This is a genomic window from Streptomyces sp. MBT65 (assembly GCF_016612545.1).
GTDB lineage: Bacteria > Actinomycetota > Actinomycetes > Streptomycetales > Streptomycetaceae > Streptomyces.
This window is the reverse complement of record NZ_JAENRY010000141.1, coordinates 1-10,768: the sequence shown is the minus strand read 5'-3', so window position 1 is coordinate 10,768 and position 10,768 is coordinate 1. Positions and strand designations below refer to the sequence as shown.

The 10,768-nt window shown below is 70.9% G+C and carries 11 protein-coding genes; 3 read left to right on the top strand and 8 right to left on the bottom strand.

Going from position 1 to position 10,768, the window contains the following annotated elements; all coding sequences use genetic code 11:
- Positions 1–60 precede the first annotated feature (60 nt).
- Genes JHN63_RS28935 through JHN63_RS28915 form a run of 5 tightly spaced genes read right to left on the bottom strand, consistent with a single transcriptional unit; the run spans position 61 to position 3,671 of the window.
- Positions 61–840, bottom strand: a complete 780-nt coding sequence (locus tag JHN63_RS28935) for a TIGR03936 family radical SAM-associated protein (protein ID WP_200686106.1) — start codon at positions 838–840, stop codon at positions 61–63.
- A 46-nt stretch (positions 841–886) separates the two neighbouring features.
- The gene (locus JHN63_RS28930) at positions 887–1,999 is read right to left on the bottom strand and encodes a hypothetical protein (RefSeq protein WP_200686104.1); all 1,113 of its coding nucleotides are present in this window, start codon (positions 1,997–1,999) and stop codon (positions 887–889) included.
- Positions 2,000–2,014: 15 nt separating this feature from the next.
- A complete protein-coding gene (locus JHN63_RS28925) occupies positions 2,015–2,548 on the bottom strand; it encodes a GNAT family N-acetyltransferase (protein ID WP_200686102.1) in 534 nt (177 codons plus the stop codon).
- Between the two features lie 3 nt (positions 2,549–2,551).
- A complete protein-coding gene (locus JHN63_RS28920) occupies positions 2,552–3,031 on the bottom strand; it encodes a GNAT family N-acetyltransferase (RefSeq protein WP_200686100.1) in 480 nt (159 codons plus the stop codon).
- Positions 3,032–3,050: 19 nt separating this feature from the next.
- A complete protein-coding gene (locus tag JHN63_RS28915; protein WP_200686098.1) occupies positions 3,051–3,671 on the bottom strand; it encodes a TetR/AcrR family transcriptional regulator in 621 nt (206 codons plus the stop codon).
- 119 nt (positions 3,672–3,790) lie between these two features.
- On the opposite strand from JHN63_RS28915, the gene JHN63_RS28910 reads away from it, so the two are divergent.
- Positions 3,791–4,336, top strand: coding sequence for a cysteine hydrolase family protein (locus tag JHN63_RS28910; protein WP_200686096.1), 546 nt, complete (start codon positions 3,791–3,793; stop codon positions 4,334–4,336).
- Positions 4,337–4,345: 9 nt separating this feature from the next.
- On the opposite strand, the gene JHN63_RS28905 is transcribed toward JHN63_RS28910, so the two are convergent.
- Positions 4,346–5,098: an SDR family oxidoreductase gene (locus JHN63_RS28905; RefSeq protein ID WP_200686094.1), complete on the bottom strand. Its 753-nt coding sequence runs from the start codon at positions 5,096–5,098 to the stop codon at positions 4,346–4,348.
- A gap of 150 nt (positions 5,099–5,248) precedes the next feature.
- Between JHN63_RS28905 and JHN63_RS28900 the strand changes: the two genes are divergently transcribed.
- Positions 5,249–6,106 (top strand): helix-turn-helix domain-containing protein, encoded by an 858-nt coding sequence (locus tag JHN63_RS28900; RefSeq protein ID WP_200686092.1) that lies wholly within the window; start codon positions 5,249–5,251, stop codon positions 6,104–6,106.
- Between the two features lie 15 nt (positions 6,107–6,121).
- Here the strand turns inward: JHN63_RS28900 and JHN63_RS28895 are convergent, their stop codons facing one another.
- Positions 6,122–7,273, bottom strand: coding sequence for a glycosyltransferase (locus JHN63_RS28895; RefSeq protein WP_200686090.1), 1,152 nt, complete (start codon positions 7,271–7,273; stop codon positions 6,122–6,124).
- Positions 7,274–7,574: 301 nt separating this feature from the next.
- Between JHN63_RS28895 and JHN63_RS28890 the strand changes: the two genes are divergently transcribed.
- A complete protein-coding gene (locus tag JHN63_RS28890; RefSeq protein ID WP_200686088.1) occupies positions 7,575–8,495 on the top strand; it encodes a hypothetical protein in 921 nt (306 codons plus the stop codon).
- Positions 8,496–8,584: 89 nt separating this feature from the next.
- Here JHN63_RS28890 and JHN63_RS28885 read toward each other — a convergent pair whose 3' ends face one another.
- Positions 8,585–10,558 (bottom strand): TIGR03960 family B12-binding radical SAM protein, encoded by a 1,974-nt coding sequence (locus JHN63_RS28885; protein WP_200686086.1) that lies wholly within the window; start codon positions 10,556–10,558, stop codon positions 8,585–8,587.
- Positions 10,559–10,768: the final 210 nt, after the last annotated feature.

The following is a 10,768-nucleotide window of genomic DNA, read 5'->3' as shown; positions in this document are numbered from 1 at the left end:
CCCAGGTGGCTCCCGAGTCCGAGGGCGACGCTACGACGTCCGTCCTACGCGGAACCTTCCCTACGCCGGCACCTTCGCGGCGGCAGCTTCGGCGACCGTGGTGTTCCCGGTCACTACTGCCTCGCGGTCGGGCGCGAGCGGGTCGGTCACCGTGCCGGTCTCTTCATCGAACAGCCCCTGCGCCAGCCTGGTCACCGCTGCGGCGACCGGCGGCGCCAGGTCGGCCACGGCGCGAAGACCGGACAGGACGTCGTCGGGTCGAACGGCAGGCGTCACGTGCCGAACAACCAGCCGCAGTATCGCACAGGCCTGGTCGGTAGGCCTATCAGCCTGGGGACTGTGCGTCCCGGAAACAGCTTCAAGGCTCGCTACGGCCGAACGGGCGTCGAACGTCCGCATGCCGTTCTTGGCCATGCGCTGGACCTCGACGGTCTCGGCCGCGTTGAACGCGGCCACCGCGCGCTCGGCGTCCTCGGGCGCCACCCCGTCCAGCCGCAGCTCCCACACGGAGGCCGTGAGCCGGTCGGCGAGCCCGGAGGTCCGGGCCACGACCGCGTCGACGATGTCGAGCCCGACGGGCATCGACTCGTCGAGCAGCTCGCGCAGCTTGTCGGGGTCGCGCTCGGCGGTGAGCGCGATCTCGAGGTATTCCGCCTCACTGCCCGTGCCGGTGGGTGCGGCATTGGCGTACGACACCTTCGGATGTGGCGTGAACCCCGCCGAGTACGCCATCGGCACCTCGGCGCGGCGCAGCGCACGCTCGAAGGCGCGCTGGAAGTCTCGGTGGCTGGTGAACCGGAGGCGGCCGCGCTTGGTGTAGCGCAGTCGGATGCGCTGCACCGCGGGTGCGGGCGGCGGGCCTTCGGGCTGTCGCTTGCCCAGTGTCCTAGTCCTTCGTGAGAACGGTCGTACTTCTACCAAGAGTACGTGTGTCGTCGTCCATCGGTTCCCGTCGCTCCACCGGCTGCGGCTGTCGCGGCTCGCCGAAGACCATCCGCCGGAAGTCGGCACGCGCCTGCCGGGCCGAGTCGCGCACGGCGCCCAGCACCTGCCGGGTGACCCGCCCCACACCGCGCGCGGCCTCGGCGGCGGGCCGCAGCACCAGGTCCCGTACGACGTGTCCGACCGGGGTGAGAACGGTCCGGTAGACCCAGGTCACCGGCTCCACGAAGATCCACCGGAAGAGGGTCCCCAGCACCCGCCCGACAGCGCGGGAGATGTGCCCGGCGATCCGCCAGGCATGCCCGAGGGCGTCCCACACCTCCCGCCCGACGACGGCGAGCACCCGCCCGACCGGAGTCAGCACCCAGCGCCACAGGGCGACGGCGGGCAGCACGAGCAGAATCCGCGCCGTCCAGTACAGGACGACACCGACTCCCGTACCGACGGCCTTCACGAGCCACAGCACTCCCCGTCCGCACCAGGCGAGCGCATGTCCGACCGGCGTGAGGATCCAGGCGTACAGCCACCCGGCGGGCACGACGAGCAGATACCGGCCGAGCCAGGCCACGGCGGCGGCCACCCCGTTGACGACCCAGGCCACGGCGGCGGCCAGCCCGGTCAGCACCCACGCGCACGCGTGCCCGACGGGAGTGAGCACGCGCGCGTACACCCACGCCAGCCCGTCCCCGATCTGTCGGGCGACCCAGGCCAGGGCATGTCCGAGCGGGGTGAACAGATGGCGGTACAGCCAGACCAGGGGCACCAGGACGAGCACGTTGACGAGCCATCCGAGCGCCTTGGCGAGCGGCACGACGACGTACCGCCACAGCGCCACCCACGGCCACACGAACACCGCGCGTGCCACCGGCCGCAGCACGGTCCGGTACAGGAACCGCCCGCCGGCCACCAGCCCGTCCCACACCAGCCGTACCGGCACGACGAGCACGAGCACGACGATCCGCACCGGGACGCGGATCGCGACGGCGAGACATCCCTCGGGCGACTGCGGCGACGGCCGCGCGGCGGGCGGCTTCTCGAATTTCCTGGGGGCGTCCATACCGGGCAAGACGCCTCAGCCCCCCGTCCGGATCCAGTACCGCAACTTCCCGTCCCGCTCGTCCTCGAACTCCCCGCCACCGGCCTCGATCACCTTGCGGGAAGCGATGTTGGTGGAGTCACAGGTCACGAGGACCGGATCCAGGGCGAGTGCCTGAGCGTACGGCAGGACATCACGGAGCATCGCGGTCGCGTGCCCCCGGCGACGACGGGTCGGCCGGACGCCGTACCCGATGTGGCCGCCGTAGTCGAGGAGGTACGGGGTGAGGCGGTGCCGTATCTGGATCCGGCCGAGGTAGGTGTCGCCGTCGACGTACCAGTACCAGGTGCTCGGCACGAAGCCCTCGGGCCGGCGCCCCGTCTCCGACTCCTCCTCGCGCACCGCCTCGACGTACCGCGCGAACCCGGCCGGCTGCCGCCAGGTGCCGCCGTGCTCCCGCAGTTCACGCGCGAGGGTGCCGCCGAAGAAGTCGTCCTCGACGATGTGCTCGTGCACCGCGTCCAGGAAGGAGACCCGGAACCGGGCGTCGGGCAGGATCAGTTGAGGCATCGGTCAAGGGTAGGGGTCGGCGCGGCCGACACGGGCGTGGAGGAGCCGGGGCGAGGACTCGAAGCCGCGGCGGGCGTACGCGGGGATCGCCCGCGGGGAGGAGTGGACGGTGACCCGTTCGAGCCCGAGGTCCCGGGCGCGGGCCAGCACCGCTTCGACGAGCCGTCCCCCGATGCCGCCGTCGCGCTCGCCGGGGATCACGTACACGCACTGGAGATCACCGCTGGCCCGCAGCAGCGCACGCGGACTCGGCACCCGCGCCACCACGGCCAGCCAGGCCATCCCGATGATCACGCCGTCCCGTACGACGACCATGCACCGGTGTGAACCCGTGTTCTCCGCCGCCCAGTTGACGAAGTGGCGGACGAACTCCTCGCGGGTGGTGACGGGTCGGTGTCCGTTCTCGAGAATCCAGCGCCACCGAAGCCCGGCGACGATGCCGGTCTCGGCGGGTTCGGCGGGGCGGATCGTGATGTCGTCCACCCGTGCATTGTGCGGCAGTTCAGCGCTCGTCGGCAGGGGGCGCCAGCAGCGCGTCGACGATCTCCCGCAGCGGCGCGGCCAGTTGGGCGGCGGTCGCGTCACGCAGGGGGCGCAGACCTACGGCGGACCGTACGACGGCGACGCCGACGCCGAGCGCGACGAGGAGTTCCGCGCGCAGCAGCCGTTCGTCGTCCTCCCCCGCCGGGCCCTCGCCGGACGCTTCGAGGATCTGGCGGCTGTACTCGTCCAGCGCCTTGCGGCGCAGGGCGTCCACGCGTTCGTCGCCGGAGTCGCGCAGCAGCATCAGTACGGGGTGTTCGCCGAACTCCGGCCAGGCGCCGGCGGACAGTTGACGACTGAGCGCCTCGGCGAGAGCGGCCCGGTCCGCGGGGAACTCCTCATCCCGGCCCAGAAAGCGGGGAGTCGATGCCAGGGCCGCCTTGAACAGTCCCTCCTTCGAGTCGAAGTACCGCTTGATGAGGGCCAGGTTGACCCCGACGTCGGCGGCGACGTCCCGCAAGGTCGTGCGGTCGTACCCGAGTCGGGTGAACCGGCTGCCAGCGGCTTCGAGCAGCGCCTGGCGGGTGGCCGCCGCGTCCCGCCGACGGGGCCCTTCGGCCTCACCAGTTCCGTCCGTCACCACCGGCGACCTCCCATGCCCCGTCCCCCGTCCAAGTAATCACTCGTTGACATGCCTACAGGGCGTGGTTACGTTAAGCAAGTAATCACCTGATGACTTAGCCCTACGAAGGGACGACGGTGTCCAACCAGGCCCTCCTCGTCATGGACGTCCAGCGCGTGATCGTGGACCGTTACCCCGACCCGGCCTATCTGCCGCGCCTGCGCAAGGCGATCGACACGGCCCGCGCGAACGGCGTCCGCGTGATCTACGCGGCCGTCGGATTCCGCCCCGGCGCCCCGGAGATCAGCCCCCGCAACAAGCTGTTCGGCAGGCTCGCGGGCGTCACCCTGCCGGCGGCCGCCGCCCAGGCCAACGAGATCCACCCGGACGTGGCCCCCGCCCCCGGCGACATCCAGGTCACCAAGCGCCGCGTCAGCGCGTTCGCCGGCAGCGACCTCGACATGGTCCTGCGGGCGAACGACATCGACCACCTGGTCCTGACGGGCATCGCCACCAGCGGCGTCGTCCTGTCCACCCTGCGCCAGGCCGCCGACCTGGACTTCACCCTCACCGTCCTGTCCGACGGCTGCCTCGACAACGACCCGGAGGTCCACCGCGTCCTCACCGAGAAGGTGTTCCCGATGCAGGCCGAGGTGACGACGGTCGCGAACTGGACGCCCTGAACCGGGACTTCAGCCCTGCGCCGTCGGCCTGATGACGATCTCGTTGACGTCGACGTCCGCGGGCTGGTCGACGGCGTAGACGATCGCCTCGCCGATCGCCGTCGCGGGGATCGCGACGCCCATCATGTCCTCGGCGACCGCGCGCATGCCCAAGTCGCCGATCCCGTCGGTCAGTTCACTACGGGTGAGGCCGGGGCTGACCACGGTGACACGCAGGTCGCGGCTCTCCTGCCGCAGCCCCTCGGAGATGGCGCGGACCGCGAACTTGGTGGCGCAGTAGACGGCCGCGGTGGGATCGACGCGGTGCCCGGCGACGGAGGCGACGTTCACGATGTGCCCCGCACCCTGCTCGCGCATCACGGGCAGCACCGCGGCGATGCCGTGCAGCACTCCGCGGATGTTGACGTCGATCATGCGATTCCACTCCTCGACTCGCACCTCCTCCAGCATCGCCAGGGGCATCACCCCCGCGTTGTTGACGAGCACGTCGACCCGTCCGTACGACTCCTGCGCGGCCCGGACGAACGCCTGCACGCTCTCCAGGCTGGTCACGTCCAGCTCGCGGTGCTCGGCGGTACCCCCGGCCGCCTGGATGTCCTTGGCCACGGCGGCGATCCGGTCGGCGCGCCGGGCACCGAGCAGCACCCGGTGCCCCGCCGCGGCCAGCAGCCGGGCCGTGGCCTCGCCGATCCCGCTGCTCGCGCCGGTGACCAGCACGACCTTGCCGGTACGGGAGGTGGAGTGGACGGTGGTGGCAGTCATGAGGAGCCCTTCGGAGAAACGTGATCCGCGCGGCAGCCGTCCACCGCGCCCTCCGAGCATCGGCGGGATGGGCCCGATGAGGCAGGACGGGACTTCCTGGGTGCGCCACACCCAGGAAGCGGAGAAGCCGGGCCGCCGTAGCCTTTTGGTATGGACGGAAAGAACGGAACGGGCGGCACGCAGGGCACACACGGCTACCCGCTCGGTGATTTCCTGCGGGCGCGGCGTTCCCGGCTGACGCCCACCGAGGTGGGGTTTCCCCGTTCCGGGGCGCGCCGGGTGGCCGGGCTGCGGCGGGAGGAGGTCGCCGTGCTGGCCGGGGTCAGCGCCGACTACTACGCCCGGCTGGAACAGGGCCGCGAACGCAGCCCCTCCGGCCAGGTGGTCGACGCCATCGCCCGCGCCCTGCGCCTCGACACGGACGCCCGCTGGCACGCGTACCGGCTGGCCGGCCTGGTCCCGAGGCCCGTCCCCACCGAGCCGTCCGACGAGGTGGACCCGGCGCTGCTCCAGTTGATGCACGCGTTCCCGACGGCGGCGGCGTACGTCATCAACCGGCGCCTGGAGGTCCTGGCGTCGAACCCCCTGGCCGACGCACTCCTCGCTCCCCTGGGCGACCGTAGACGCATGGTCCGCTCGCTCTTCCTGGACCCCGCCGCCAAGGACCTCTTCGCCGACTGGGACCACGTCGCCCGCTGCTCGGCCGAGGCGCTGCGCCTGGCCACGGGACACGACCGCGACGACCGCGAACTCGACTCCCTGATCTCCGAACTCCTCGACCACAGCAAGGAGTTCGCCGCCCTCTGGCAACACCACAACGTCAGCCGCCCCGGCCGCCAGTCCAAGACCTTCAACCACCCGACCGTGGGCCGCATCACCCTCACGTACCAGACCTTCGACGTACAGAGCGCCCCTGGCCAGTGCCTCCTGGTCGGCACGGCCGATCCGGGCACGGAGGACGCGGCAGCCTTGGCACGACTGGGCTCCGTGCACGCGACGAAGCACTGAACCCCGCGATTCCGCCTACTTCTTCCGCCCCCTGGCCGCCTTGCCCGCCCGGGAGACCTTCGGTCTGCGCACGGGGGCGGACGGTCCGGGGACCGTGGCGAGGTGCGGAGCGGAGAACTCCCGGTTGGCCAGGGTCCGCCGGCGGACGGAGGCGGGCAGGTCCGGCAGGGCCAGCAACCTGTCGCACGCCTCGACGGAGGCCGCGAACTCGCCCACCCAGTAGGCGGTGATCGAGAGTTCGAAGAGGAGCCCCCATCGGTACACCCAGGGTTGGGTGAAGAGCAGATCGTCCGGTTCCGGACTGCCGACGACGTCACGGAGCAGGGCGTACGCGGTGCGGTAGCGGCCCGCGAGGCGCAGCCGGGACGCCAACTCGTAGCAGGCTTCGAGCCGTTGGGGGCGTCCGTCCCAGGCCCGGGAGAACGCGTCCATCGCCCCCGGCCAGTCGTCGGTCCGCTCCGCCCGCAGGAGTCCGGCCTCCAGGAGCGAGCAGTAGACCTCCTCGCCCCAGCCGCCCATCTCGGCGCGACGCTCATAGAGAGCGATCGCCTCCTCCGCGTGCCCGAGGTCGCGTTCGGTGTTGGCCAGATAGAAGACGGTGCGCGGATTGTCGGGGTCGCGCTCCAGCTCGCGCCGCAGCAGGAGCGCGTCCCGCTCGAACTTGTCGCTACGGCACCCGCCGTCGGCCTGGTCCTCGATGACGAGAGCGCCCAGGTTCTCCTGGGCGTCGGGCTCGTCGGTGCACGGGTACTCGTGCGTGACACCCTCGTAGCGCCACAGCCAGTCGCCCCGCAGCAGATGCTTGAAACGGTGCTGGGTGCCGGGGCCGTCGTAGCGCAGCATGTACGAGCCCGCCGTCAGCCGTGGCAGCGGGGCGTCCTGCCGCAGGACGTGGTCGGCGTCGAGGGTGAGCAGGTAGTCGGCCCTGCCGCGGGCGAGCTGGATGTTCCGGGTGCGGTTGTGCCCGAAGTCGACCCAGGGCTCCTCGTGGAGTTCGCCCGGAACACCGTCCAGCGCCTCGCGGATCAGGTCCTGGGTGCCGTCCGTCGAGCCGGTGTCGGAGATCACCCAGTAGTCGATGAGGGGGCGGACGGCCTCCAGACAGCGCTCGATCACGAGCGACTCGTTCTTGACGATCATGCACAGGCAGAGGGTCTGCTGCTTCACGGCCTCACCCGTCCCGGACTGCTGACGTCCCGTCGGAAACACGCGCGCCACAGTGACACGCGCCCGCTCCCCGCCTGTCCATCCACGCGGAGGACCGCGCCCGAGAGCCCCCGAACAGCGGTGGCCGAGCCCGGACGGGTGACCACAGGTAAAAAATGCCCCACCAGAACGCGCCGATTAGTCCGATACGATGATAAATAGCCGCGTTCAGGCCGGTTGGGCCTGGCGCCCGATCCACTCAGGTCAAGCTCGCACTCGGATTCGGGACATCACCCGAACCGGTCGAGCAAGGAGCATGTGGATGAGTCCTGAGTTCCGAACATCACCGCTCGGGCCGCTGGTCCGGAACAGGTTCCGGAAGGCGGGCATGGTGGCTTCGCTCGCACTGGTCCTGGCGGCCGGGGCGGCCGGTCCGGCCACCGCAGCGGCGCAGAGCGTGACCGAGCAGGTAAAGGCGACAGCCGGAAACGGTGGCGGCGGCGACTGCAAGCCGCACCACCACAAGTCCGCGGCGACCGAGTCCGGCGGCAAGGGCCACTGCAAGGGCCCGACCGGTCCGACCGGCCCCACCGGCCCCAAGGGCCCGAAGGGCGACAAGGGAGCGACGGGCCCGGCCGGGCCTGCGGGACCTGCCGGACCTGCTGGACCCGCGGGACCCGCGGGACCCGCGGGACCTCAAGGCCCCGCCGGACCTGCCGGGCCGAAGGGCGACCAGGGCCCCGCCGGACCGAAGGGTGACCAGGGCCCCGCTGGACCCGCCGGACCCGCTGGACCTGCCGGACCTGCCGGACCTGCCGGACCTGCCGGACCCCAGGGTCCCGCCGGACCGAAGGGCGACACCGGCCCCTGCGTCGACATCGACGGGTACCAGGACCAGCAGGTGTACGAGGTCCGCGGCGCGATCAGCGGGACCATCACCTACGCGGGCATCCGTGACGTCCGCCCCAACGAGGACCACACGATGCGGTGGACCGACCTCAGCACCCTGACGGGCTACCCGAAGGGCGGCACCAACGGCTTCGCCTGCGGGGTGTCCGTCAACGAGCACAGCCAGGGCAACCAGGATCTGGCGGGCATCAAGTTCGACGTCATCACCACCACCGGCCTGGTCTTCGAGACGATCTGCCAGGAGAGCCAGGCCGGGAACACCGCGCCCCACCTGATCTGTGCCGGCCAGTGGGACCCACTGAACTCACCGGAACCGGGGAACAACAACAACTGACCGCTCAGCACGCACTGGACCCGGCCGCGTCGGAGGACGCGGCCGGGCCAGGCACAGAACCAAACCCCCGGCCGGCCACCCCGCCCACGTCAGTGCACGTGCCCGCCACCCGTCCCCGCAGGCTGCTTCACCGTCAACGGCAGCAGCTTCTTCCCCGTAGGGCCGATCTGGATGGACGTGTCCATCTGCGGGCACACCCCGCAGTCGAAGCACGGCGTCCACCGGCAGTCCTCGACCTCCGTCTCGTCGAGGGCGTCCTGCCAGTCCTCCCAGAGCCAGTCCTTGTCGAGGCCCGAGTCGAGGTGGTCCCAGGGGAGGACCTCCTCATAGGTCTTCTCGCGGGTGGTGTACCAGTCGACGTCGACGCCGAAGGCCGGCAGCGTCTTCTCCGCGCAGCGCATCCAGCGGTCGTAGGAGAAGTGCTCGCGCCAGCCGTCGAAGCGGCCGCCGTCCTCGTAGACCGCGCGGATGACCGCGCCGATGCGGCGGTCACCGCGGGAGAGGAGGCCCTCGACGATGCCCGGCTTGCCGTCGTGGTAGCGGAAGCCGATCGAGCGGCCGTACTTCTTGTCGGCGCGGATCTTGTCGCGGAGTTTGGTGAGGCGGGCGTCCGTCTCCGTCGCCGAGAGCTGCGGGGCCCACTGGAAGGGGGTGTGGGGCTTGGGGACGAAGCCGCCGATCGAGACCGTGCAGCGGATGTCGTTCTGGCCGGAGACCTTGCGGCCCTCGGCGATCACCTTCATCGCCATGTCGGCGATCTGGAGCACGTCCTCGTCGGTCTCCGTCGGCAGGCCGCACATGAAGTACAGCTTCACCTGGCGCCAGCCGTTGCCGTACGCCGTCGAGACCGTGCGGATGAGGTCTTCCTCCGACACCATCTTGTTGATGACCTTGCGCAGGCGCTCCGAGCCGCCCTCGGGGGCGAAGGTGAGGCCCGAGCGACGGCCGTTCCTCGTCAGCTCGTTCGCCAGGTCCACGTTGAACGCGTCCACGCGGGTCGACGGGAGGGACAGGCCGACCTTGTCCTCCGTGTACCGGTCCGCCAGGCCCTTCGCGATCTCGCCGATCTCCGAATGGTCCGCGGAGGAGAGCGACAACAGGCCCACCTCCTCGAAGCCCGTCGCCTTCAGGCCCTTCTCCACCATCTCGCCGATGCCCGTGATCGACCGCTCCCGCACCGGGCGCGTGATCATGCCCGCCTGGCAGAAACGGCAGCCGCGCGTGCAGCCGCGGAAGATCTCCACCGACATCCGCTCATGGACCGTCTCCGCGAGGGGGACGAGGGGCTGCTTGGGGTACGGCCACTCGTCGAGGTCCATGACGGTGTGCTTGCTGACCCGCCACGGGACGCCCGACTTGTTGGGGACCACCCGCGCGATCCGGGCGTCCGGCAGGTACTCGACGTCGTAGAAGGCCGGGACGTAGACCGAACCCGTCTTCGCCAGCCGGAAGAGGACCTCTTCGCGACCGCCGGGGCGGCCCTCCGCCTTCCAGTTGCGGATGATCTTCGTCATGTCGAGGACGGCCTGTTCGCCGTCGCCGATGATCGCCGCGTCGATGAACTCCGCGATCGGCTCGGGGTTGAAGGCCGCGTGGCCGCCCGCCAGCACGATCGGGTCGTCCAGCGTCCGGTCCTTCGACTCCAGCGGGATGCCCGCCAGGTCCAGGGCCGTCAGCATGTTCGTGTAGCCGAGCTCGGTGGAGAAGGAGAGGCCGAACACGTCGAACGCGCCCACCGGGCGGTGGCTGTCGACCGTGAACTGCGGGACGCGGTGCTCCCGCATCAGCGCCTCCAGGTCCGGCCACACGCTGTACGTGCGCTCGGCGAGGACGCCCTCCTGTTCGTTCAGCACCTCGTAGAGGATCATGACGCCCTGGTTGGGCAGTCCGACCTCGTACGCGTCCGGGTACATCAGCGCCCAGCGGACATCGCACGACTCCCAGGGCTTGACCGTGGAGTTGAGCTCACCGCCGACGTACTGGATCGGCTTCTGCACCTGCGGGAGCAGGGCTTCGAGCTGCGGAAACACGGACTCTGCGGCCGCAGCGACTTCGGCAGGCATCTCGCGAACCTTCGTGAGCGGGACTGAACGGACGGGTGACCATCCAGACTAACGCGATCCCGGACCTCACCCGTAACCCGTGCGCCCCGGACCTCCCCCCTCCCCGACTAAGCCCCGGCCGCGGACCCCTCGGCCACGATCTCGGCCCACGCCTCCGGCAACGCCGCCTCCACCGCCGCCGCCCGCTGCTCCTCGCGCCCGTACAGCACC

Coding starts and splice junctions, on each gene's coding strand:
- JHN63_RS28930 (WP_200686104.1), bottom strand. CDS start 1,999: ATGGACGCCCCCAGGAAATTCGAGAAGCCGCCCGCCGCGCGGCCGTCG.
- JHN63_RS28925 (WP_200686102.1), bottom strand. CDS start 2,548: ATGCCTCAACTGATCCTGCCCGACGCCCGGTTCCGGGTCTCCTTCCTG.
- JHN63_RS28905 (WP_200686094.1), bottom strand. CDS start 5,098: ATGACTGCCACCACCGTCCACTCCACCTCCCGTACCGGCAAGGTCGTG.
- JHN63_RS28900 (WP_200686092.1), top strand. CDS start 5,249: ATGGACGGAAAGAACGGAACGGGCGGCACGCAGGGCACACACGGCTAC.
- JHN63_RS28890 (WP_200686088.1), top strand. CDS start 7,575: ATGAGTCCTGAGTTCCGAACATCACCGCTCGGGCCGCTGGTCCGGAAC.
- JHN63_RS28885 (WP_200686086.1), bottom strand. CDS start 10,558: ATGCCTGCCGAAGTCGCTGCGGCCGCAGAGTCCGTGTTTCCGCAGCTC.